This window comes from Terrabacter carboxydivorans (assembly GCF_039532035.1).
GTDB lineage: Bacteria > Actinomycetota > Actinomycetes > Actinomycetales > Dermatophilaceae > Terrabacter > Terrabacter carboxydivorans.
The window spans coordinates 173,864-196,891 of sequence record NZ_BAAARE010000001.1; the positions used below are offsets into that span (position 1 = coordinate 173,864).

Consider the following 23,028-nt stretch of genomic DNA (forward strand, 5'->3'; position numbering starts at 1 on the left):
CTGACCACCAGAAAGGTCGATCTGCAATGTCCCGATCCACCACCGCCATCCGCCTCCTCGCGATGTCCGGCGTCGCAGCCCTGGCCCTCTCAGCCTGCGGGGGCTCGTCCGACGGCGCCACCACCGGCGCCGGCGGAGGGACCGCCGCGGGCAGCACCGTCGCCGGCGCCCCCTCCTGGTGCGGCTCCAAGAAGATCACCCTCGGCCTGACCGACGGCTTCGGAGGCAACAGCTGGCGCCTCGTCACCACGGCCTCCGCCAAGGACGAGATCGCCAAGTGCCCGAGCGTCACGAGCTTCGCCTACGCCGACGGGCAGGGTGACACCCAGAAGGCCATCTCCGACATCCAGGGCCTGGTCGCCAAGGGCGTCAACGCCCTCGTCGTCTTCCCCGACGCGGGCAACGCCATGCTCCCGGCGCTGCAGAGCGCCAAGGAGGCCGGCGTCACCACCGTGCCCTACCGGGTCAACCCGGGCGGCGCCGACGGCAAGGACTACGACGTCTGGGTGGGCGCCGACTTCGTGACGGACGGCAAGAACTGGGCCGACTGGCTGGTCAAGACCCTGCCGAACGGCGGCAACGTCCTGTTCCTGTCGGGCCCGGCCGGCAACAGCCAGGGCCTCGACGAGCTCAAGGGCATGAAGAGCGTGCTCGACCCCACGGGGAAGTACACCTTCATCGGGCAGGCGCCGTTCGAGGTCACCAACTGGGACCCGGCCAAGACGCAGCAGGTGCTGAGCGCGGCGATCGCCAAGTATCCGAAGATCGACGCGATCGTCTCCGACTTCGGCCCCTCCCTCGTGGGAGCCCTGCCGGAGTTCGAGAAGAGCGGGCGCTCGATCCCGGCCCTCGCGACCTCCGACGGCAACGTCCTGTCGTGCTTCTACGAGGCCCACAAGGCCCAGAACCCCGACTTCAAGCTCTTCACCGTCGCGACGGGCAACGACAACGCGCGCCTCGCCGTCCAGTGGGCCGTCGCCCTCGCGACCGGCGGCACGCCCCCGTCGTCGAAGCAGTTCAAGGCACCCGCCTTCGAGGACTCCGTGGGCAGCAAGCCCAACCCGGTGACGTGCAAGAAGGACCTTCCCGGTGACATCTACCTGTCTGCCCAGATGGACGGACAGGCCCAGGCGAAGCTGCTCAAGTGACGCCGCACGGGGCGGCCGGTGCCGTCACGACCGACGGCCCGGCCGACCCCGAGCGGGCACCGGCCGCCGTCGCCACCACGACCGAGAACCACGGGCCGACCGAAGGACGGGACATGACCGAGGACACCGCGGTGATCGCCGAGTCGACGATGGTCCTCTCGGGCATCAGCAAGAACTACGACGGGGTCGCCGCCCTCACCGACGTCACGCTCGACATCCGGCGCGGCGAGGTGCACGCCCTGCTCGGCGAGAACGGCGCCGGCAAGTCGACCCTGATGGGGGTCGCCTCCGGCGAGGTCAGCCCGGACGGCGGCACCATCACGGGGGCCGGCCAGGTCATCGACCGCCTGACGCCCGCCGTCGCCGCCCAGCTCGGCATCGCGATCGTGCACCAGCACCCAGCCGTCCTGCCCGACCTGACCGTCGCCGAGAACATCCGGGTCGCCGTGCCCGCCTCGGTGCTCGGCACCGGGTCGGACCAGACCCAGGTGATGCAACGCATGCTCGACGACGTCGGCTCGAGCGCCCACCTCGAGGACCGGGTCGTGGGCCTGAGCGTGGCCCAGCGCCACCTCCTCGAGCTCGCCAAGGCCCTCGCGATCGAGCCCCGGCTGCTCATCCTCGACGAGCCCACCGCACCGCTCGGCGCTGACTCCGTCGACATGCTCTTCGAGCGGGTGAGGCGCGCCGCCGCCTCCGGGACCGCCGTCGTCTACATCACCCACCGCCTCGCCGAGGTACGTGAGCTCGCCGACCGGGTCACCGTCCTGCGCGACGGCAAGGTGCGCGGCGTCGCCGAGGTGGATGCCATCACCGACGACGAGCTGCTCGCGCTCATCGTCGGCCGTCAGCTCGAGTCGACCTTCCCGCCCAAGCCGCCGCAGGCCGAGCTCGGCGGGGAGGTGCTCGTCGTCGACGGCATCTCCGGCACCGGCTTCTCCGACGTGTCCTTCACGGCCCGCAGCGGGGAGATCATCGGCATCTCCGGGATCGTGGGCAACGGCCAGAGCGAGGTGCTCCGGGCCCTCTCCGGGCTCAGCTCGTTCTCCGGCTCCGTCGTCGTCGGCGGCGACTCCCGGTCCTCGCGCGACCTGCGCAAGCGGTCGGCCTACCTCCCCGCGGACCGCCACGCGGAGGGCCTCATGATGTCCCTCTCGGTGCGCGAGAACGCCGCCCTCTCGGCGCTGGACCGCTTCCGTGGACGCGTCCTGCTCGACCGCGGTCGCGAGGATACCATGGTCGGGGCCGAGCTCGACGCGCTCGACGTCAAGACCGCCTCCCCCGAGACCGTCGTCTCGGCCCTCTCCGGCGGCAACCAGCAGAAGGTCGTGCTCGCCCGGGCCCTGCTCGCCCGTCCCGCGATCGTCCTTGCCGACGAGCCCACCCAGGGCGTCGACGTCGGGGCCCGCGCGGAGATCTACCGGATCCTGCGCGAGGTCTCCGCGACCGGCGTGCCGGTCGTCGTCGCCTCGTCCGACGCGAAGGAGCTCGAGGGACTCTGCGACCGGGTCCTCGTCATGTCGCGCGGTGCGGTGCTCGACGTCGTCGAGGGCGACGACGTCACCGAGCAGCGCCTCATCCACTCCGCCGTCAGCGCGACGGTGCACCAGGGCGGCGGGGCGAAGCAGGCCCTCGGCTCCGCGTCGACCCGGTTGGGGCGCTTCCTCACCGGGGACTACGCGCCCGTCGTCATCCTCGCCCTCGTCATGCTCCTGCTCGGCGCCTTCGTGCTGTCGCAGAACAGCCGCTACCTCGCGCCCTTCAACCTGACCTCGGTCATGACCTCGTGCGCCGCCCTCGGCTTCATCGTCCTCGGGCAGACCATCGTGCTCATGACCGGAGGGATCGACCTGTCGGTGGGACCACTCGCCGGGTTCCTCGTCGTCATCGGCTCGTTCTTCCTCACCGCCGAGAAGTCCGCGGCGGTCATGGTGCTGGGACTCCTCGTGATGCTCGCAGCGGCTGTCGGCACCGGCGCCGCCAACGGCAGCCTGATCCGCTTCGCGAAGTTCACACCGGTGGCCGCCACGCTCGCGAGCTACATCGGGATCCAGGGCCTCAGCTACCTGCTGCGGGACTCGCCCGGTGGCAACATCGCGATCTCGGTGACGCGCCTGGTCAAGACGAAGGTCGGACCCGTACCCGTCGTCTTCCTCCTGCTCGTCGTCGTTGCCGTGGCTCTCGAGTACGGCCTCCGCCGGCGCCTCCCCGGCCTGCGGCTGCGTGCGCTCGGCTCCAGCGAGGACGCCTCCCGTCGGGTCGGGGTCGACGTCGACCGGACCGCCGTCCTCGCCTACGTCGCCGCCTCCTTCTTCGTCTTCCTCGGCTCGATCGTGCTGCTCGGCCAGCTCGGCATCGGCGACCCCGCGCAGGGCGTCGGCTACACGCTGAGCAGCATCACCGCCGTCGTCCTCGGAGGCACCAGCCTGCTGGGCGGCCGGGGCACCTTCATCGGGACGCTCCTCGGCGCCGGACTCATCGTCCAGGTCTTCAACGCGATGGTCTTCCTCGACCTCTCCCAGACCTGGCAGTACTTCTTCCAGGGCGCCCTCATCGTGGCCGCCGCGGTCATCTACAGCCAGGTACGCCGAGCCCGGGCCTGACGCCCGTCCCACCTCCCCCACGTCGGCGAACCGCTCTGCGAGACAGGGCGGTCCGTCCCACCAACGACAACCACCGAGGAGACCCCAGTGCGTGCAGCACGCTTCCACGGAAAGTCCGACATCCGCATCGAGGACGTCGCGGTCCCCGAGATCAAGGCACCCGACGACGTCCTCGTCGAGGTCCTCTGGTGCGGCATCTGCGGCACCGACCTCCACGAGTACGTCGTGGGCCCCATCGTCACCCCCACGTCCCCGCACCCCCTCACCGGGGCGACCCTCCCGCAGACGCTCGGGCACGAGTTCTCCGCCCGGGTCGTGGAGGTGGGCCCGCAGGTCACCGACGTGGCCGTCGGCGACCGCGTCGCGATCATGCCGGCCATCGTCTGCGGCCGCTGCACGTTCTGCCGCCAGGGTCTCGGGCACCTGTGCGTCCGGTTCGCCTGCACCGGGCTCTCTGCGGAGACGGGCGGACTCGCGCAGTACGCCGTGCTCAAGGAGTACCAGGTGTCGACCCTGCCCGACGAGGTCTCCGACGTCGAGGGCGCCGTCGTCGAGCCGGCGAGCGTGGCGGCCTACGGCATCGACCGGGTCGGGATCCGCGGTGGTGACATCGTGCTCGTCACCGGCGCCGGCCCGATCGGCGTGCTCTCCGCGCTGTATGCCGATGCGCTCGGCGCGGCGACCGTGGTCATCGCCGAGCCCAACCCCAACCGGGCTGCCCTCGCCGCGGCGCTCGACGTCGGGCCCGTGCTCGACCCCACCGCCGACGGCTTCGCCGACTCGATCGCGCAGCTGACACGTGGCGCCGGCGTCGACGTCGTGGCCGAGTGCTCGGGCAGCACGCCGGGCCTCACCACCGCGATGAACAGCATCCGGACCCGCGGCTCGATCGTGCAGACCGGCCTGCACACCAAGCCCGCGACGATCGACGCGATGCGCCTGTCCGAGAAGGACATCAGCTACGTCGGCAGCTGGTGCTACCTCATCACCGACTGGCCCCGCATCATCCGGCTCATCGCCTCGGGGAAGTACCCCGTCGCGAAGGCCGTCACCGCGCAGATCGGTCTCGAGAGCGTCGTCACCGATGGCTTCGACGTCCTCGTCAACCCCTCGGGTGACCAGCTGAAGATCCTCGTCTCGCCGACCGGCGCCGGTCCGGCGTGATCCGGGAGACGGCCATGGGATCCCAGCTGCAGGCGGTGCACCACGTCGGTCTCGTCGTGACCGACCTCGACCGGTCGATCTGGTTCTACCACGACGTGCTCGGCCTCCCCTTCGCCAACGAGCCCACCCCGTGGTTCGACGGACCGGACCTCGAGAAGGGCGTGGGTGTGCCCGGAGCCCGCCTGCGCCAGGTCTGCTTCTGGGTGGGTGAGCACTCGATGATGGAGCTCATCGAGTACGCCAACGGTCCGGCGACGAGCACGCGGCCGATCCCCAACAACCACCTCGGCGCTGCCCACGTCTGCTTCCGTGTCGCGGACGTCCGCGCGACGAAGGCCGACCTCGAGGCACGGGGCGTCACCTTCTACTCCGACGTCAACGTCGTCGACTCCGGCCCTCTGGCGGGCTGGCGGTGGGTCTACTTCAGCGACCCCGACGGGATGGCCCTCGAGCTCGTCGAGGTGGCCTACTACCTCGCCGAGGAACGCGAGGCGGCCGCTGCGGCATACCTGCTCGGCCGCCCACCCCGGCCGCCCGAGGCGCCCGAGGCGCCCGAAGCGCACCCGACCGACGTCGGCGACGCCCCACCACCCACCGTCCCAGCGACCCCGGCTCGCTAGCAGCCGATCCACCCACGTTCCCGAGGAGTAGTCATGGTGTCACCGACGTACGGCACGAACGCGGTCGACTGGGAGAGTCGTCTCGACATGGACAGGCTCCGCCGCGACCGGCTCGCCCGGCTCAAGGCAGAGCTCGACCGGTCGGACCTCGGCGCCCTGCTGACGTTCGACTTCCACAACATCCGCTACATGACCGCGACCCACATCGGGACGTGGGCCATGGACAAGATGATCCGCTTCGCGATCCTCCCCCGCGGCGGCGACCCCGTCCTCTGGGACTTCGGCTCGGCCGCGCGGCACCACCAGCTCCAGTCGCACTGGCTCGACGAGCCGCACGCGTCCGCCGGCCGGGGTGACCACTACGGCGCCCGGGCGGGCATCTCGACCCTCCGCGGCGCCATCTCCCCGGAGGCCGGTCGCGCCGCGGACGTCGCCGCGAAGGTCGCCCAGGTGATGCGCGACTTCGGTCTCGAGGGCCAGGACATCGGCGTCGACATCGTCGAGCCACCCGTCCTGTTCGCCCTCGAGGCGGCCGGCTTCCACGTCGTCGACGGGCAGCAGCAGTTCCTCGCGGCGAGGCGCATCAAGACCGGCGACGAGATCGGCCTGCTCACCCAGGCCGCCTCGATGGTCGACGCCGCCTACGAGAACCTCTACGAGTTCCTGCGCCCGGGAGTGCGCGAGAACGAGTGTGTCGGTCTGGTCAGCAAGACCCTCTACGACCTGGGCTCCGAGCACGTCGAGGGTGTGAATGCCATTTCGGGAGAACGCTGCTCACCGCACCCGCACGTCTTCACCGACCGCCTCATCCGTCCGGGTGACCCCGCCTTCTTCGACATCCTGCACAGCTTCATGGGCTACCGCACCTGCTACTACCGCACCTTCGCCGTGGGCAGCGCGTCGCGGGCGCAGCGCGACGCCTACACGATCTGCCGCGAGCTCATGGACCGGGCGATCGACATCATCAAGCCGGGTGTCACGACCGCCGACGTCGTCGCGCTCTGGCCCAGGGCCCAGGAGTTCGGGTTCGCCGACGAGGAGGCGGCCTTCGCGCTGCAGTACGGCCACGGTGTGGGCCTGTCGATCTGGGAGCGGCCGATCTTCAGCCGCCTCACCTCCTTCGACAGCCCCGAGACGCTCGAGGAGGGCATGGTCTTCGCGCTGGAGACGTACTGGCCCGCGGCCGACGGGTGGGGCGCCGCCCGGATCGAGGAGGAGGTCGTCGTGACCGCCACCGGTTGCGAGGTCATCACCAAGTTCCCGGCCGAGGAGCTGCTCGTGGCCGGCAAGCGCTACTTCACCACCGGCGGCTACCTGCCGACGATGCGCGACAGCCAGTCCCACCTCAACCGCGCCGACACGACCCCTGGCGCCGCCACGAGCGGGTCGGCCACCCCGGCCACCCCGGTCGCGACGTCCGCGACGTCCGCGAGCGACAACGGTGCGCAGGCCGCGCCCACCCCGACGGAGGTCCACGCATGAAGCTCCCCCTCTCGGAGCACCGCTACGGCGAGCACGGCGTCGTGCTCCCCCCGGAGCGCAGCGACGCCAACGATGCCCTCGAGGTCGACCTCGACCGCCGCCGACAGCTCTACCGGTCGATGCGGGAGATGCGCACCTTCGAGAAGCGTGCCTACGACCTGTTCATGAAACAGCTCGTCAAGGGCACGAGCCACCTGTCGCTCGGCATGGAGGCGATCGCAGCCGGCTTCGGCGCCGCGATGCGCGAGGACGACTACACCTTCGCCACCTACCGCGGGCACGCCCACACCCTGGCGCGCGGCGTGCCCATGACGCCGGTGCTCGCCGAGCTGCTCGGCCGGGCCAACGGCCTCATGGGCGGCAAGGGCGGCTCGATGCACCTGACGAGCGTCGAGCACGGGATGATGGGCTCGTACGCGATCATCGGTGCGCACCTGACGATCGCCAACGGCGCCGCGTGGTCGGCGCAGTACCGCGGGTCGGGCCAGGTGGCCGTCTGCTTCTTCGGCGACGGGACCACCAACATCGGTGCGTTCCACGAGGCGCTCAACTACGCCGCCGTCTACCGCCTGCCGGTCGTCTTCGTCTGCGAGAACAACCTCTACATGGAGTACACCTCCATCCACGACATCACCGCGGTCCCCCACCCCGCCGCCGACCGCGCCTCGGCCTACGGGCTCGAGCCGGTCGTCGTCGACGGCAACGACGCGGACGAGGTCCACGTCGCCGCCGTGAAGGCCCTCGACCACGCCCGCTCGGGGCAGGGCCCCTCCCTCGTGGAGGCGCTGACCTACCGCCACGGCGGCCACTCGCGGGCCGACCCGGGCAAGTACCGCCCCAGCGACGAGGTGGAGGCGTGGAAGGCGTACGACCCCCTCACGGTCTACCGCGAGCGACTGGTGCGCCTGGGCGTGTCCGAGGACGAGCTCGACGCCGTCGACGCGAGTGTGCTCGCCCTCGTCGACGCTGCCACCGAGGGAGCCATCGCCGGTGAGCTTCCCTCTCCCGAGAGCGCTTTCACCGATGTCTGGGCTGATGGAGGATGGTCATGGCGCAACTGAGCTACCGAGATGCAGTGGCGCGAGGTATCGCGCAGGAGATGCGTCGCGACGAGAGGGTCGTCGTCGTCGGCGAGGACATCGCGGGGGCGGGCGGCGTCTTCAAGACGACCGTCGGCCTGCTCGACGAGTTCGGTCCGAAGCGGGTCCTCGACACGCCCATCAGCGAGCAGGCGATCCTCGGGGCGGCCATGGGCGCCGCGATGACCGGGCTGCGGCCGGTGGCCGAGATCATGTTCTCCGACTTCTTCGCCGTGTGCTGGGACATCGTCGTCAACCAGATCGCCAAGACGCGCTACATGACCGACGGGCAGGTGAGCCTGCCCCTCGTCATCAAGACGGGCAACGGCGGCGGCCTGCGGTTCGGCGCGCAACACTCGCAGTCGATCGAGAACTGGGCGATGGCCGTGCCCGGCCTCAAGGTGGTGACCCCCTCGACCGCCGAGGACGTCGTCGGCCTCATGGCCGCGGCCATCCGCGACGAGGACCCGGTGATCTTCTGCGAGCACAAGGGCCTCTACGCCTCCAAGGGCGAGGTCCCGGACGGCGAGATCGTCGACACCCTGGGCACCGCGAAGATCCGGCGACCCGGCCGTGACGCGACGATCCTCGCCCTGGGCATGATGGTCCCGCGGGCGCTGGCGGCGGCGGAGGACCTGGCGACGCGAGGCATCGACGCCGAGGTCATCGACGTGCGCTCGCTCGTTCCGCTCGACACCCGCACGATCCTCGGGTCGGTGGCGAGGACCGGTCGGCTCTTCACCGTCGAGGAGAACCCGCAGCTGCTGGGCTGGGGCGCCGAGATCGCCTCGCTCGTGGCCGACGAGGCGTTCTGGGACCTGGACGGCCCGGTGCAGCGGATCACGACGCCCCACATCCCGCTGCCGTCGGCCGACTCGCTCGAGGACCTCGTCATGCCCTCGGCCGACAGTGTCGCCAGTACCGTCGAGAAGGCGCTGCAGTCGTGAGCGTGCCCGCCGCGCTCGCCCCCTTCCTCCCCGGGGGAAGGCCCGCCGCACCGCCCGGTGGCCGCCGGCCTCGTCACTCCCACTCCCCCCGGGTGCGGCGCCTCGCGAGCGACCGAGGGCTGAGCCTCGACAGGATCGCCGGGACGGGGCCGCTCGGTCGGGTCACCGTGGCCGACGTGCACCGGGCTGCGTCGACTGCCAAATCCTCCTCTCCTGCAACGGCTGTCGCGGCGAGGACACTGCGCACCGCCGTCAGTGAGGTCGAGGTCACGAGACTCGCGAGGACGACGGACCTGCTCGCCTGCGTCATCGAGTCCTCCGTGCAGTCGCTCCGCGCAGTCCCCGGCCCAGCGGCCGCGACGTCCCGTCCCCGAGTGCGGGTCCACGCCCCCGACGGACCCCTCCGCGACGTCGTGAACGCCCACGACCTCTCGGTTCAGGGCATCCGACGGACTCTCGACGACGCATACGCCGTCCCCGATCACGCGGACGGGTCGTCCGCCCCGGCGCTGGCCGTCCACGACCTGCGCGGCAGCGGGCTGCTGTTCGACCTCCCCGTCCTCGGCGACGGCGAGCTGGCGGCGCTCTCTGTCGGCGACGTCGTCGACCGACCGGCGGTCGTCGCCCTCCCCGACGGCGGCCGCGGGATCGGGATGGGCACCTTCGTCCACCTCGCGCTGACCGTCGACGAGCAGGCGGCGGGAGCCGATGCCGCGGCGGTGCTCACCCAGGTCCGCCAACGGCTCGAGTCCCACGAGAGGAGGGCGTCGTGAACCCCGCCCCCGCCGTCCAGCACCTCGCCTACTCCACGCTCGTCCACCCCGGCGACACGTGGGAGGAGATGCGCGACAGCCTCATGACGTACGCCCCGCTCGTGAAGGCCCGGGTCTCACCCGACGAGCCGTATGCCGTGTCGTTGCGCCTGTCGGCCGAGTCGGCCCGGACGCTGACCGACGACCCCGGCGAGCGCGAGCGCCTGCGGGCGTGGCTGGACGACAACGACATGTACGTCTACACCGTCAACGCCTTCCCCTACGGCCCCTTCAAGGGTCGAGTCGTCATGGAGCAGGTCTACGAGCCGGACTGGTCGGGCCCGGACCGGGTGCGCTACACCTGTCAGGTGGCCGACATCCTCGCCGAGGTGACCCCGTCGCACGTGTCGCCGTCGATCCAGACCTCGCCGCTCGCCTTCCGACCCAAGGTCGTGACGGCGGCCGACCGGGCCCGGCTGACCGAGAACGTCCTGGCGGTCGTCGCCCACCTCGTCGACCTCGAGCGCCGGACCGGACGCCGGATCAAGCTGGCCCTCGAGCCGGAGCCGGCGTGCTTCCTCGAGACGACCGAGGAGACCGTCGCCTGGTTCCGTGAGGACGTCTGGTCCAGCAGCGGCACCGACACGCTCTGCCGCCTCACCGGGCTGCCGGTCAGCGAGGTCGTGGGCCTGGCCCGTCGCCACCTCGGCATCGTCTTCGACATCTGCCACCAGTCGGTGCAGTTCGAGGACATCGCCGCGTCGCTGCGGCTGCTCACCGAGGCGGGCGTCCCCGTCTTCAAGCTGCAGGCGGCCGCCGCGCTGCGCGTCCCGGACGTCACGGCCTCGGCCGTCGAGACCCTCGAGGCGTTCACCGACACGATCTACCTCAGCCAGACGACGGAGCGCCGTGACGGGCGGCTGACGAGGTTCCTCACCCTCGCCGACGCGATCGCCGCCTGGCGGGCCGACCCGAGCGGAGGCCCGCGTGAGTGGCGCACCCACTTCCACGTGCCGATCTTCCTCGACGACCTGGGTGGTCTCAGCACAACCCAGCCCGGCATCACGGCCGCGCTCGAGGTGCACGCGTGCACGCCGCTCTCGGACCACCTCGAGATCGAGACCTACACGTGGGACGTGCTGCCCGCGCACCTGAAGAACGGCGACATCGTCGACTACGTCTCGCGCGAGCTCGAGTGGATCCGCGCCGAGTCGGAGCGGCTGGTGACGCGGCGGTGAGCGACGACGCGTCGTCGATGCGTCGGGCGGAGGAGGTCCTGCCGCCCGACGTCTTCGCCTACTTCGCTGCGGGCGCCGGCGCCGAGCGGACCCTCGCGCGCCAGGAGCAGGCGTGGGACGACGTGCTGCTGCGGCCCAGGGTGCTGCAGGACGTCTCGACCACGTCGCCGGCGACGCAGGTGCTCGGGCAGCCCGTCGCCTCACCGGTGCTCGTGGCTCCGACCGCAGCCCACCGGCTCGCCCACCCCGACGGCGAGGTCGGGGTGGCCCGCGCGGCGAAGACCGCCGGAAGTCTTCTCGTCCTGTCGATGAGGGCGAGCACCCGGCTCGAGGAGGTGGCGGCCGAGGCCGGCCCGTTCTGGCAGCAGCTCTACGTGCTGCAGGACCGGGGTGTCACCGACGAGATCGCTCGACGTGCAGTCGACGCCGGCGCGAAGGCCTTGGTCGTGACCGTGGACACCCCCCGCGTCGCCCGCAAGAGAGCCGGCTTCCCGGCTGCCCTGCCGAGGACCGGCATCGTCGAGGCCCTCGACCACCGCGACGTCGCCGACCCGCGCCTCATGCAGGCCGCGGACGTCGGCCCTCGCGACCTCGAGCGGCTCGCCCGAGCCGCCGGGCTGCCCGTCGTGGCCAAGGGTGTGCTCACCGCCGAGGCCGCCCGGGACTGCGTCGCCGCCGGGGCGTCGGCCGTCATCGTGTCGACGCACGGCGGCCGCCAGCTTGACGGGGTCGTGCCGGCGCCGCTCGCGCTTCCCGAGGTCGCCGACGCCGTCGGCGCCGACGCCGAGGTCTACGTGGACGGCGGTGTCCGCACCGGGTCCCACGTGCTCAAGGCGCTCGCCCTCGGCGCCCGGGCCGTGCTCGTGGGACGACCGGTGATCTGGGCCCTCGCCGCCGACGGATCCGACGGCGTACGAAGGCTGCTCGACGACCTGACCTCCGACGTCGAGGAGTCGCTGGCGCTCGCCGGGTGCCCGTCGTGCTCCGACGTCGGGCCCGACCTCGTGCGCCGCTAGCCCGAGACGCTCGTTCCCGCTGGCGCATGCCGTGCGCTGCGTCGCGCAGTCGCATCGGCCCCTGCATGCCCTCCCTTGCGTATGCCGCGCGCCACGTCGCGCGGTCGCTGCCCCCTCTCCGCTCCCCCTCCCCCGCCATCCCCGTGAGCAGGAAGTGACGACATGACGACACCGGTGACCGACGAGACCGAACGCGCCCTGCTGGCCCGGACCCCCACCGGCCTCTACATCGACGGGCGGTGGACGGCGTCGGAGGACGGGAGCCGTTTCGAGGTGGTCGACCCCTCCACCGAGGCCGTCGTCGCCTCGGTGGCCGATGCGCAGCCCGGTGACGGTGTGCGAGCCCTCGCCGCGGCCAACGCTGCCCAGCCGTCCTGGGCCCGGACGCCGCCACGCGTCCGCGCCGAGATCCTGCGCCAGGCCTACGAGCTCGTCACCATCCGGGCCGACGAGCTCGCGCTGCTGATGACCCTCGAGATGGGCAAGCCGCTGGCCGAGGCGCACGGCGAGGTCGCCTACGGGGCCGAGTTCCTGCGCTGGTTCGGGGAGGAGGCGCCGCGGATCTCCGGCCGCTACTCGACCGCACCCGACGGGGCCAACCGCCTGCTCGTGACGAAGCGGCCGGTCGGTCCGTGCCTGTTCATCACCCCGTGGAACTTCCCCCTCGCCATGGCCACCCGCAAGATCGCACCGGCGGTCGCCGCGGGGTGCACGATGGTCCTCAAGCCGGCCGAGCTCACCCCCCTCACGGCGCTGCTGCTCGCCGAGATCCTCCAGGACGCAGGGCTGCCCGCCGGAGTGCTCAACGTCATCCCCACGACCAGTGCCGCGGCAGTGACCGGGCCGCTCATCAAGGACGGGAGGCTGCGCAAGCTGTCGTTCACCGGCTCCACGGCGGTCGGGCAGCGACTCATCGCGGACTCCGCCGACCAGGTGCTCCGGGTGTCGATGGAGCTCGGCGGCAACGCTCCCTTCATCGTCTTCGAGGACGCCGACCTCGACGCCGCCGTAGAGGGTGCACTCGCCGCCAAGCTGCGCAACGGCGGGGAGGCCTGCGTGGCCGCCAACCGGTTCCTCGTGCACCGCAGCGTCGCCTCAGAGTTCGGCCGCCTGCTCGCCGAGAGGATGGCCGGTGTGACGGTCGGTCGGGGCACCGACCCGTCCACGCTGCTGGGTCCGCTCATCGACGCGGCGGCGGTGTCCAGGGTGGGCGGCCTCGTCGACGGGGCGGTCGCCGCCGGCGCGAACCTCGCGCTGGGTGGGCGGCCGCTCGACGGACCCGGCTACTTCTTCCCTCCCACCGTGCTGACCGACGTGCCGGCCGGCGCCGCCATCCTCGACGAGGAGATCTTCGGTCCCGTCGCCCCGGTCGTGGCCTTCGACACCGAGGACGAGGCCGTGCGACTCGCCAACGGGACGCCCTACGGCCTCGTCTGCTACGTCTACACCCGCGACCTCGACCGCGGTCTGCGCCTCGGCGAACGCCTCGAGACCGGCATGCTGGGGCTCAACACCGGAGTCGTGTCCAACCCGGCGGCACCGTTCGGTGGTGTCAAGCAATCCGGCCTGGGACGCGAGGGCGGTCGCGAGGGCATCGAGGAGTACCTCGAGACGTGCTACATCGGCATCGCCGACCCCTTCGCCGATCCCATGTCCGGGCCCGCTCCCGGCTGACCGGAGGCCCGCCGGGACGGATGCCGCCGGGACTTCGGCTCATTCCTCCGCGAGGGCGGCGAAGGCCTGCTTGGCCTCGCGATACCAGTCCATCGACCGCTTGGGGTGGCGCCAGCGTGCCTTCATCTCGTCACGCGCGGCCTGGTGGGTGACGTCGCCGGCCCGCTCCGCCTCCTTGAGGTGCCGGTCCTGGGCCTTGATGACGTCGTCGGCGCTGTCGCCGTGGTGCTCGAGGTCGCAGGGCCCTCCGAGGGCACGGCAGGTCATCGTCTTCATGGTCGTCTCCTTGATGGTCGCTGCTTGCCGGTCGCTGTCGTTGACCGGTGTCATGCCCTGATGACGAGCGAGCCCGCAGAAGTGTGACGCGGCTACCGACGAGGAGCGCGGCACGGGATCAGAAGGTGACCGTCGCGCCCATCGACACGGTGCGGTCCTCGGGCAGGTTGAAGTAGCCGGTGGGCGACGCGGCGTTGTGGGCCAGCGCGAGGAAGAGCCGCTTGCGCCACCGGGGCATCGTCGGCTCGGCGCCCCGGTCGAGCGAGATGCGGGACAGGAAGTAGTAGGCGTCGTCGGTGTCGACGTCCACGAGGCCCTGCTCCCGGGCGAGCGCGAGGGCGCGCGGCACGTCCTGCTCCTCCTGGAAGCCGAAGCGGAGCGTCAGGTGGGTGATCGCGTCGTAGGGGTCGCCGAGGTGGTCGAGCACGACCCGCTCGTCGTCGGGCACGAAGGGGACGTTCTCCGACGAGGTGCTGACGATGAGGACGAGCTCGTGGATGACGTGGTTGAAGGTGGCGTTCTCGCGCAGCGCCAACGGCGTCGAGTCCTTGCCGGGGTGCAGGAAGACAGCCGTGCCGGGCACCTTCGCGACCGGGTCGCTGTGCAGCCACTCGATGAAGGGCTCGAGGGGACCCTCCATCTCGGTGCGGCGGGCGGTGACCAGTCCCCGGCCGCGCTGCCAGGTCAGCATCACCGTCGCGACGAGGACCGCGATGAACAGCGGCAGCCAGCCGCCGTGCAGGATCTTCGTGAGGTTGGCGCCGAAGTAGGTCAGCTCGAGCAGGCCGAGGGGGATGCCGATCATCAGCAGGCGACGACGGTCCCAGCCCCAGGCGGCCTGGGCGTAGATGAGGAAGAGCGTCGTCGTGATGAGGAAGGTCCCCGTGACCGCCAGACCGTAGGCGGTGGCCAGGCGCTCGGAGGACCCGAAGAGCAGGAGCAGGGCGATGACCCCGACGAAGAGCGTCCAGTTGACCGCCGGCACGTAGATCTGGCCGCGTTCGCGCTGGGAGGTGTGGCGGACCGTCAGCCGCGGGAGGTAGCCGAGGCGCTCCGCCTGCCGGGACACGGAGTACGCCCCGGAGATGACCGCCTGCGAGGCGATGACGGTCGCGACCGTCGAGAGGATGACGAGGGGGAAGCCGAGGGCGTCCGGGGCCAGGTGGAAGAAGGGGCTCACCGCGGTCGACGGGTCCCGGAGGATCAGTGCGCCCTGCCCCAGGTAGTTCAGCGTGAGCGCGGGGAAGACGACGAAGAACCAGGCCCGACGGATGGGAGCGGGCCCGAAATGGCCCATGTCGGCATACAGCGCCTCGGCACCGGTGATCGACAGCACGACGGCACCCATGGCGATGAAGGCGATCCCCGGGTGCTCGACGACGAAGAGCACGGCGTAGTGCGGCGACAGCCCGGCCAGGATCGAGGGGTCCTGGACGACCTGCGCTCCCCCGAGCACCGCGAGGACGACGAACCACAGGGCCATGACGGGCCCGAAGAACCGTCCGACGAGCTCGGTGCCGAACCGCTGCCCGGCGAAGAGCAGCGTGATGATGGCCGCGCCGATGGGCACCACGAGGTGCTCCACCCCCGGCGTCGACACCGAGAGGCCCTCGATCGCCGACATGACCGAGATGGCTGGGGTGATGACGCTGTCGCCGTAGAAGAGGGAGGCGCCCAGGACGCCGAGCAGCATGACGAGTCCGTAGCGCCGGCCGCCCGGTCGCACGGCGGTGCGGGCCAGCGCGGCCAGGGCCATGACCCCACCCTCGCCGTCGTTGTCGGCCCGGAGGATGAACACGACGTACTTCACGGAGACGACGAGCGTCACCGACCAGAAGACGAGGGAGATGACGCCGAAGACGTCTCCCGCCGAGGTGGCCACCATGTTGTGGTCGACGGAGAAGACGGTCTGCAGGGCATACAGCGGCGACGTGCCGATGTCCCCGAAGACGACGCCGAGGGCACCGAGTGCGAGCCCTGCGACGCCGCGACGTGAGCGGTTCGGTACGTGTTCCACGAGCAGCAATCCTCGCAGGCCTCCGGCGTGCAGACCTCATCGTCAGGGCGCCCGCGCCGTCAAGATCGCGTCAAGACGCTCGATCCGACACCGGCAGTGACGTGGGGAACAGCCCCGGACGCCGGCGCGGGGAGGAGACTGGGAGCAGAGCGGGGGTTGCCGAAGGAGGTGCCGGAGCCGTGACTGCGTGCGGCTGCACCGAGACCCACGACCGGGAACGGATCGTCCTGACCGGCGGTCCCGGCGCGGGCAAGACCGCTGTCCTCGAGATGGTGCGTCACACGCTGTGCGAGCACGTCCTCATCCTCCCCGAGGCGGCGACCATCGTCTTCGGGGGTGGGTTCCCCCGACGGCAGGACCGCGAGTCCCGGCGCGCCGCTCAGCGCGCGATCTTCCACGTCCAGCGCGAGCTCGAGGTGACGGGTGACGTCCCGCGCCCCGCCGTCGTCCTGTGCGACCGCGGCACCGTCGACGGCCTCGCCTACTGGCCGGGACCGCCGGAGGACTTCTGGGCCGCGACCGGCACGGCGGCCCGGGAGGAGTTCGAGCGCTACGACCTCGTCGTCCACCTGCGGACGCCGACGGTGGGCTACGACCACGCCAACCCCCTCCGGGTGGAGACCGCGGAGGCCGCCGCCGCGATCGACGCCCACCTCGAGAGGGCGTGGCGCGGCCACCCACGTCGGGTGCTCGTCGAGCCGACGGGAGACTTCGTGGACAAGGCACGCTCGGTCGTCGCGCTGCTGCTGGCCGAGCTGCCGGCGTGCTGCTCGCGCAACCTCGAGTCCTCGCTCAGGCGTCCGAACCATTCCGCACCGACGGCGACCCCTCCCGGTCCGGTCACCGGCGCCTGACGGTCGGTCCCGAGGACGTAACCGCGGCCGGAGCGGTGGACGGGCCTCGAACCCCCGACCGACGGGTACCCGCCGTCGCCCGTCAGAGGAGGACCACTGTCCGGCTGCCCTGCAGGATCACCCTGCCCTCGCAGTGCCACTTCACGGCGTTCGAGAGGGCACGGCACTCCGTGTCGCGCCCGGCGGCCACGAGGTCATCCGGACCGAACGAGTGGTCCACCTCGCGCACCTGCTGGGAGATGATCGGCCCCTCGTCGAGCTCGCTGCTGACGTAGTGGGCCGTCGCGCCCACCGTCTTGACGCCCCGCTCCCACGCCTGGTGGTAGGGCTTGGCGCCCTTGAAGCTCGGCAGGAACGAGTGGTGGATGTTGATCGCGCGACCGGTGAGCTGCAGTGTCAGCTCGTCGCTGAGGATCTGCATGTAGCGCGCGAGCACGACGAGCTCGATCTCGAAGCGGTCGACGAGGTCGAGCAGGCGGGCCTCCGCCTCGGGCTTGGTCGCCGCCGTGACGGGCACGTGGAAGAAGGGGATGCCGTGCCACTCCGCGAGCGCCCGGTGGTCGGGGTGGTTCGACACGACGGCAGCGATCTCCACCGGCAGCTCGCCGATGCGTGAACGGAAGAGCAGGTCTGCCAGGCAGTGCTCGAACCTCGACACCATGACGAGGACACGCCGCCTGGCCGAGGCCTCGCGCAGCTCGAAACGCATCGCGTGACGCCCCGCCACGGCGGCGAAGGCCCCGCGCAGGGCCTCAGGCCCCGGGTCGGCCTGGTCGGCGGCGACCGTGAAGTGCGCCCTGAGGAAGAAGTGGCCGTCCCTCACGTCGTCGAACTGCTTGAGCTCGTGGATGTCGCCGTGCTGCTCGAGGAGGAAGCCGGACACCGCGTGGACGAGACCGGGCGCCTCGGGGCAGTCGAGGGTGAGGACGTAGCCCTCCTGATACTGCCTGGGGCTGCCCGAGACGGCGCTCGTGGCGGGTCTGGTGACACTCCTCGTGGTGGGGCTGCTGACGGTGCTCATGGTGTCTCCTCTCGTGGTCGGACGTGACTGCGGGCGTCAGCACTCGACGACGTTGACGGCGAGGCCACCTCGTGACGTCTCCTTGTACTTGACCTTCATGTCGGCCCCTGTCTCGCGCATGGTCCTGACGGCCTGGTCGAGGGTGACCTTGTGCTCGCCGTCGCCCTGGAGCGCGAGCCGGGCAGCGTTGACGGCCTTGACCGACGCGATCGCGTTGCGCTCGATGCACGGGATCTGGACGAGTCCCCCCACCGGGTCGCAGGTGAGGCCGAGGTTGTGCTCGATCCCGATCTCGGCGGCGTTCTCGACCTGCTCGGGCGTGCCACCGAGCACGGCACACAGCCCGGCGGCCGCCATCGAGCAGGCCGAGCCGACCTCGCCCTGGCACCCCACCTCGGCGCCCGAGATCGAGGCGCCGAGCTTGACGATGATGCCGACCGCCGCTGCGGTGAGGAGGAGCTCGACGATCCCGTCGTCGTCCGCGCCGTCGACGAAACGCGAGTAGAAGTGCAGCACGGCGGGGATGATGCCGGCCGCGCCGTTGGTCGGAGCCGTGACGACGCGGCCCCCGGATGCGTTCTCCTCGTTGACCGCCAGAGCGTAGAGGTTCACCCACTCCATGGCCCACAGCGGGTCGGGCATCGAGCCCCCGGTGGCCCGGCGCGCATCGGTCTCCTGGCGCCGCAGGCGTTCCCGGAGCGCGGGCGCGCGGCGCCGCACCCTGAGGCCACCCGGCAGCGTTCGCTCCTCCCGGGTGCAGCCGCTCTCGACGCACTCCTGCATGACGCCCCAGAGGTGGAGCAGCCGCTCACGCACCTCGTGCTCGGGACGCCAGGCCCGCTCGTTCGCCATCATGACCCCGGCGATCGAGAGCCCCGTCTCGCGGCAGCGCTCGAGCAGCTCCGCGCCGGTGGCAAAGGCGTAGGGCACGGGGGTGCTGTCCAGGACGACGCGATCGGCACCGATGGCCTCCTCGTCGACGACGAAACCGCCACCGACGGAGTAGAACGTCCGGGCCCGGAGCGACCGTCCGGCGTCGTCGAACGCCTCGAAGGTCATCCCGTTGGGATGCCCCGGCAACGTGCGCCGCCGGTGGAGCACGAGTTCGACGTCCGGGTCGAAGTCGACCCGGTGTGTGCCGTCGAGGGCGATCTTGCGGTCGGCCCGGACCGCGTCGACCCGGGCCACCGCGTGCGAGGTGTCGACGGTCTCGGGGTCCTCGCCCTCGAGGCCGAGCACGACGGCGCGGTCCGAGCCGTGGCCGTGGCCGGTCGCGCCCAGCGACCCGTAGAGCTGCGCCTGCACCCTCGCGGTCCGGTCGAGCAGCCCCGAGTCGGCGAGCCCGGCGGCGAACCGCCGGGCCGCCCGCATCGGGCCGACCGTGTGGGACGACGACGGGCCGATCCCCACGGAGAACAGGTCGAGGGCGCTGAGCGACATCAGACGTACTCCCGCATCCCGTCGAGGAGCCAGCGCGCCACGTGCGTCGCGAACGAGGCCCGGGGCATGAGGCGCCAGGAGTCCTCGCCGGTGCGCCAGAGGATGACTCCCGTGGATCCCAACAGGGTCGCCACGGCCGTGCCGACGGCGAACTTCCCCGGGTGCAGGTCGATCTCACAGCTCTTCTCGAGCACGGAGCGGGCTCGCGTTCCGGACAGCTCGAGCGTCGTCCGGTTGGCCGACACGTCGACCACCTGCCCGGGGTCCGACCCGAGGGCGTCGGCCAGCCCACCGGCATACGCATCCGGGGAGACCCCGGTCTCGGCCTCGTCGCGGCCCACCGCCAGGAACTCGTCGGGCGAGAGCCAGAGCACCGCGACGTCGCTGCCGTCCACCGCTCCCGACACCTCACCGACCGAGGTCGGCAGGTCGACACCGAGGGCGTCGGCCAGGGCGCCGGACCGGCCCGGCGTGGCGCGGACCGCGACCTGCGTCAGGAACGGCACCTCGCGGAGCCGCACGGCCTCTCCTGACCCTCGCAGCATCTCCTCGGCGAGGTCCTGGGCCGGGCTGCGTCGCATCCCGAGCACGACGGCCCGGTCGACGCGCGGCGTGCCCGGGGTCTCCGTCGTGCTCGTCGCGGCCTCCACCGTGTCCTCCGGTGCGTTGATCGTCATCGTCTGCTCAGCCATCTCGCCTGGCTCCTTCCTTGTCGTAGAGCACCGCGTCGGCCAGCTCGACCTCGGCGAAGCGTCCTTCGAAGGACGCGATGAGCGTCTGGCCGATGCGGTCGCGACCGGCCTTGACGAGCGCGAGGCCGAACGAGCGGCCCAGCGCCTGGGAGTGGTAGCTCGAGGTGACGTGCCCGAGCATCGGGATCGGTCGCGCGGGAAGGCCCTCGCCCGTGTAGTCGCCCAGGGCGTCGGGCTCGACGAGCTGCGCACCCTCGGGCAGCCTCAGGCTCCGGTCGACCGGCAGGACGCTGACGAGCTGCTTGCGGTCGGCGGCCTGTTGCGAGGACCTGGAGTAGGACCGGTTGCCGATGAAGTCCTTCGCCGTCGAGATGATCCAGTCCATCCCGAGGTCCTGTGGCGTCACGGTGCCGTCGGTGTCCTGCCCGACGATCGGGTAGGCCTTCTCGGCACGCAGCACGTGCATCGTCTCGGTGCCGTAGGGGGTGATGTCGAAGTCGGCACCGGCTTCGGCGACGTCCTCCCACACCTGCAGGCCGTACCAGGTGGGCACGTTGATCTCGAAGGCGAGCTCACCCGAGAACGTGATGCGGCAGATCCGCGCGGGGATCCCCGACGCGAGCACCGTCTCGCGGAACTCCATGAACCCGAAGCCTTCCCGCGACACGTCGAGGTCGGGGGCCATCCGCGCGATGACGTCGCGCGACCGCGGACCGACGACGGCGATCGTCGACCACTGCTCGGTCACCGACGTGCACACGACGTCGAGCTCGGGCCACTCGGTCTGCGACCACTCCTCCAGCCACTCGAGCACTCGGGCGGCCCCGCCGGTCGTCGTCGTCGCGAAGTAGCGGTCCTCCGCCAGACGCAGCACGACGCCGTCGTCGAAGACCATGCCGTCGGGCTTGCACATGACGCCGTAGCGGGCCTTGCCGACCCCGAGCTTCTTGTACGCGTTGGTGTAGATGCGGCCGAGGAACTCGCCGGCGTCGGCGCCACGGATCTCGATCTTGCCCAGCGTCGTGGCGTCCATGAAGGCGACGCCCTCACGGGCGGCGCGGCACTCGCGGGCCACGGCGGCGTCCATGTCCTCCCCGGGGCGGGGGTAGTACCACGGGCGCTTCCACTGGCCGACGTCCTCGAAGAGGGCACCGTGCGCCTCGTGCCACGGGTGGATCGACGTCGTGCGTGCAGCGTCGAAGAGGTCCCCGCGGGCGCGACCGGCCAGTGCCGCGAAGGCAACCGGGGTGAACGGGGCGCGGAAGGTCGTATTGCCGATCGCGCCCGGCGTCGGTCGTGGGGCCGGGGCCACCGACCGGCCGTCGCCGGCTCCGACGGCCACGTCCTGCCCCGGCTGCCCGGGCGGGATGGCGCGAGTGTCGTCACCCGACAGGACCCGTGTCAGCAGGCCGATGGTGTTGACGGCGCCGATGCGTCCCTGGTCGACACCGGTGCTGATCGACGTGTAGCGCTTGACGTGCTCCACGGAGCGCATCCCGGCACCGGTGGCCCTCAGCACGTCGGCGGCGGTGTTGTCGCGCTGCAGGTCCACGAAGTGGGTGGCGTAGCCCGCTTCGCGGCCCTCGACCACCCACAGCTGCCGCGTGCGGCCCGCTCGGGCTGCACGCTCCTCGGCCACCGCGGCTGTGTCGGACTCCCCTGTGTCGGAGTCGGATCGGCTCGCGAACCCGGCCGCGTGGGCGGCATCCAGACCGGCCTTGATCCCCTCGACCCGGCAGCCGTCGGTCCAGTAGGTGCCGCGCACGGCCCCGGCGAGGTGCTGGTCCCGGACGGGCGTCGTCGGCACGAAGCCCGCCAGGTCGTCGTCCCAGCGCAGCGCGCCCTGTCGCTGGCTGTGCAGGCTGACGTTGGGTGTCCACCCACCCGACACGGCCACGAGGTCGCAGACGACTCTCTCCGGCTCGCCGGAGATGGCCCCGTCGGAGTCGATGCGGGCCACCCAGGCAGCCTCGACGGCCCCGTCGCCGTCGATGCCGACGACGGCGGACCCGGTGCGGACCGGGAGGCCTGCGGCATCGGCCGCGGCCGCGACGGAAGGGCTCGCACCCTCGTCACGCGTGTCGACGACCTGCACCGACGCACCCGCCCCGAGGAGCGCGTGGGCCGCCGCGTAGCCGGAGTCGCTGGTCGTGACGACGACCGCGTCGTGCCCCGGGAGGGCGGCGTACCGGCATACGTAGGTGGTGATGGCCGAGGCCAGCATGACGCCCGGAACGTCGTTGTCCGAGAAGACGATCGGGCGCTCGAAGGCGCCGGTCGCGAGGACGACCTGGGCTGCGTCCACGTGCCAGATGCGCTGCCGGGGCATGCCGTCCCGCGCGGTCCCGTCGAGGTGCTCGGCCCGCTTCTCGACGGCGATCAGGTGGTTGTTGTCGTAGCTGCCGAAGGCCGTCGTGCGCGTCAGCACGCGCGCTTCGGGGGCGGCGTCGAGCTCGGCTCGGACCTGCTCGACCCACTGCGCCGCGGGCAGTCCCTCGACGACCTCGTGGGGAGAGGCGAGCAGGCCGCCGCCGAGCCGGAAGTCCTGCTCGAAGAGCACGACCCGGGCACCGGTGGCCGCTGCGGCCCGGGCCGCGGCCAGCCCGGCCGGACCGGCACCGACGACGGCGACGTCCACGTGGACGTGTATCTTGTCGTACTCTGCCGGGTCGGGCTGCTGGTCGAGCACGCCGATGCCGTCGAGGAGCCGCACGTCGAGGCCGGGCACGAGCTCGAGGGTCGTGGCCGGGAGCATCGACTCGTCGTGCTCGCCGCGGACGAGCACGAAGGCGTTGGGCTCCTCGACGCCGGCCGAGAGGATGCCTCGCGGGCGGCCTCGGTAGATCGAGTTGCCCACGCGCAGCCGCCCGTTCGCGACCAGGGCGGAGGCGACGGTGTCACCGGCGAACCCGGTCACGGTGGTGCCGTCGACGACGAGCTCGACCGGGGTGGAGCGGTCGATCGCTCCACCGGCGTCGAGGCGCTGGGGCTGGTTGACTGCCATG

Annotated in this window: 18 protein-coding genes and 1 pseudogene; 13 read left to right on the top strand and 6 right to left on the bottom strand. The window is 71.6% G+C overall.

The annotated features are described in order from the left end of the window. Positions 1–26 precede the first annotated feature (26 nt). The 12 genes and pseudogenes from ABD297_RS00870 to ABD297_RS00920 all read left to right on the top strand — a co-directional run bounded on the left by ABD297_RS00870 (position 27) and on the right by ABD297_RS00920 (position 13,723). On the top strand, positions 27–1,148 hold the full coding sequence (locus ABD297_RS00870) for a substrate-binding domain-containing protein (protein WP_344252222.1): 1,122 nt from the start codon (positions 27–29) through the stop codon (positions 1,146–1,148). Further along, on the top strand, positions 1,145–3,751 hold the full coding sequence (locus ABD297_RS00875; protein ID WP_344252224.1) for an ATP-binding cassette domain-containing protein: 2,607 nt from the start codon (positions 1,145–1,147) through the stop codon (positions 3,749–3,751). The genes ABD297_RS00870 and ABD297_RS00875 overlap by 4 nt, the downstream gene beginning before the upstream one ends. Positions 3,752–3,838: 87 nt before the next feature. Continuing rightward, entirely contained in the window at positions 3,839–4,915 is a 1,077-nt protein-coding gene (locus ABD297_RS00880; RefSeq protein ID WP_344252226.1) for a 2,3-butanediol dehydrogenase, read from the top strand. A gap of 14 nt (positions 4,916–4,929) precedes the next feature. Next, complete coding sequence (locus tag ABD297_RS00885) at positions 4,930–5,535, top strand: VOC family protein (protein ID WP_344252227.1); 606 nt, start codon at positions 4,930–4,932, stop codon at positions 5,533–5,535. Between the two features lie 33 nt (positions 5,536–5,568). Next, a complete protein-coding gene (locus ABD297_RS00890) occupies positions 5,569–7,017 on the top strand; it encodes a M24 family metallopeptidase (protein WP_344252228.1) in 1,449 nt (482 codons plus the stop codon). Next, positions 7,014–8,078, top strand: a complete 1,065-nt coding sequence (locus tag ABD297_RS00895) for a thiamine pyrophosphate-dependent dehydrogenase E1 component subunit alpha (RefSeq protein ID WP_344252229.1) — start codon at positions 7,014–7,016, stop codon at positions 8,076–8,078. The genes ABD297_RS00890 and ABD297_RS00895 overlap by 4 nt, the downstream gene beginning before the upstream one ends. Further along, complete coding sequence (locus ABD297_RS00900; RefSeq protein WP_344252230.1) at positions 8,066–9,043, top strand: alpha-ketoacid dehydrogenase subunit beta; 978 nt, start codon at positions 8,066–8,068, stop codon at positions 9,041–9,043. Before ABD297_RS00895 ends, ABD297_RS00900 begins: the two co-directional genes overlap by 13 nt. Positions 9,044–9,135: 92 nt before the next feature. After that, positions 9,136–9,210 (top strand): annotated as a pseudogene (locus tag ABD297_RS23665) (E3 binding domain-containing protein); the annotation flags it as partial. A gap of 207 nt (positions 9,211–9,417) precedes the next feature. Further along, complete coding sequence (locus tag ABD297_RS00905) at positions 9,418–9,816, top strand: hypothetical protein (protein WP_344252231.1); 399 nt, start codon at positions 9,418–9,420, stop codon at positions 9,814–9,816. Next, the gene (eboE, locus tag ABD297_RS00910; protein WP_344252232.1) at positions 9,813–11,033 is read left to right on the top strand and encodes a metabolite traffic protein EboE; all 1,221 of its coding nucleotides are present in this window, start codon (positions 9,813–9,815) and stop codon (positions 11,031–11,033) included. Before ABD297_RS00905 ends, eboE begins: the two co-directional genes overlap by 4 nt. Then, on the top strand, positions 11,030–12,049 hold the full coding sequence (locus tag ABD297_RS00915) for an alpha-hydroxy acid oxidase (RefSeq protein ID WP_344252233.1): 1,020 nt from the start codon (positions 11,030–11,032) through the stop codon (positions 12,047–12,049). Before eboE ends, ABD297_RS00915 begins: the two co-directional genes overlap by 4 nt. Before the next feature lie 162 nt (positions 12,050–12,211). Beyond that, entirely contained in the window at positions 12,212–13,723 is a 1,512-nt protein-coding gene (locus ABD297_RS00920; RefSeq protein ID WP_344252234.1) for an NAD-dependent succinate-semialdehyde dehydrogenase, read from the top strand. A 39-nt stretch (positions 13,724–13,762) separates the two neighbouring features. Here ABD297_RS00920 and ABD297_RS00925 read toward each other — a convergent pair whose 3' ends face one another. Both ABD297_RS00925 and ABD297_RS00930 read right to left on the bottom strand, forming a co-directional pair. After that, the gene (locus ABD297_RS00925; protein ID WP_344252235.1) at positions 13,763–13,999 is read right to left on the bottom strand and encodes a DUF1059 domain-containing protein; all 237 of its coding nucleotides are present in this window, start codon (positions 13,997–13,999) and stop codon (positions 13,763–13,765) included. Positions 14,000–14,117: 118 nt separating this feature from the next. After that, positions 14,118–16,016, bottom strand: coding sequence for a potassium transporter Kup (locus ABD297_RS00930; RefSeq protein ID WP_344252236.1), 1,899 nt, complete (start codon positions 16,014–16,016; stop codon positions 14,118–14,120). Between the two features lie 179 nt (positions 16,017–16,195). On the opposite strand from ABD297_RS00930, the gene ABD297_RS00935 reads away from it, so the two are divergent. Then, complete coding sequence (locus ABD297_RS00935; protein WP_344252237.1) at positions 16,196–16,870, top strand: ATP/GTP-binding protein; 675 nt, start codon at positions 16,196–16,198, stop codon at positions 16,868–16,870. A gap of 82 nt (positions 16,871–16,952) precedes the next feature. On the opposite strand, the gene purU is transcribed toward ABD297_RS00935, so the two are convergent. Genes purU through ABD297_RS00955 form a run of 4 tightly spaced genes read right to left on the bottom strand, consistent with a single transcriptional unit; the run spans position 16,953 to position 23,027 of the window. Next, positions 16,953–17,891, bottom strand: coding sequence for a formyltetrahydrofolate deformylase (purU, locus tag ABD297_RS00940; protein ID WP_344252238.1), 939 nt, complete (start codon positions 17,889–17,891; stop codon positions 16,953–16,955). 36 nt (positions 17,892–17,927) lie between these two features. Continuing rightward, on the bottom strand, positions 17,928–19,331 hold the full coding sequence (locus tag ABD297_RS00945) for an L-serine ammonia-lyase (protein ID WP_344252239.1): 1,404 nt from the start codon (positions 19,329–19,331) through the stop codon (positions 17,928–17,930). Then, the gene (locus ABD297_RS00950) at positions 19,331–20,023 is read right to left on the bottom strand and encodes a sarcosine oxidase subunit gamma (protein ID WP_344252240.1); all 693 of its coding nucleotides are present in this window, start codon (positions 20,021–20,023) and stop codon (positions 19,331–19,333) included. Before ABD297_RS00950 ends, ABD297_RS00945 begins: the two co-directional genes overlap by 1 nt. After that, positions 20,016–23,027, bottom strand: a complete 3,012-nt coding sequence (locus ABD297_RS00955) for an FAD-dependent oxidoreductase (protein WP_344252242.1) — start codon at positions 23,025–23,027, stop codon at positions 20,016–20,018. Before ABD297_RS00955 ends, ABD297_RS00950 begins: the two co-directional genes overlap by 8 nt. Between the last annotated feature and the right edge of the window lies 1 nt (position 23,028).

Excerpts from the sequence above, each read along its gene's own strand:
- ABD297_RS00945 (WP_344252239.1), bottom strand. The coding sequence starts at position 19,331 with ATGTCGCTCAGCGCCCTCGACCTGTTCTCCGTGGGGATCGGCCCGTCG.
- purU (WP_344252238.1), bottom strand. The coding sequence starts at position 17,891 with ATGAGCACCGTCAGCAGCCCCACCACGAGGAGTGTCACCAGACCCGCC.
- ABD297_RS00955 (WP_344252242.1), bottom strand. The coding sequence starts at position 23,027 with ATGGCAGTCAACCAGCCCCAGCGCCTCGACGCCGGTGGAGCGATCGAC.
- ABD297_RS00890 (WP_344252228.1), top strand. The coding sequence starts at position 5,569 with ATGGTGTCACCGACGTACGGCACGAACGCGGTCGACTGGGAGAGTCGT.
- ABD297_RS00895 (WP_344252229.1), top strand. The coding sequence starts at position 7,014 with ATGAAGCTCCCCCTCTCGGAGCACCGCTACGGCGAGCACGGCGTCGTG.
- ABD297_RS00925 (WP_344252235.1), bottom strand. The coding sequence starts at position 13,999 with ATGAAGACGATGACCTGCCGTGCCCTCGGAGGGCCCTGCGACCTCGAG.
- ABD297_RS00885 (WP_344252227.1), top strand. The coding sequence starts at position 4,930 with ATGGGATCCCAGCTGCAGGCGGTGCACCACGTCGGTCTCGTCGTGACC.
- ABD297_RS00870 (WP_344252222.1), top strand. The coding sequence starts at position 27 with ATGTCCCGATCCACCACCGCCATCCGCCTCCTCGCGATGTCCGGCGTC.
- ABD297_RS00900 (WP_344252230.1), top strand. The coding sequence starts at position 8,066 with ATGGCGCAACTGAGCTACCGAGATGCAGTGGCGCGAGGTATCGCGCAG.
- ABD297_RS00920 (WP_344252234.1), top strand. The coding sequence starts at position 12,212 with ATGACGACACCGGTGACCGACGAGACCGAACGCGCCCTGCTGGCCCGG.
- ABD297_RS00950 (WP_344252240.1), bottom strand. The coding sequence starts at position 20,023 with ATGGCTGAGCAGACGATGACGATCAACGCACCGGAGGACACGGTGGAG.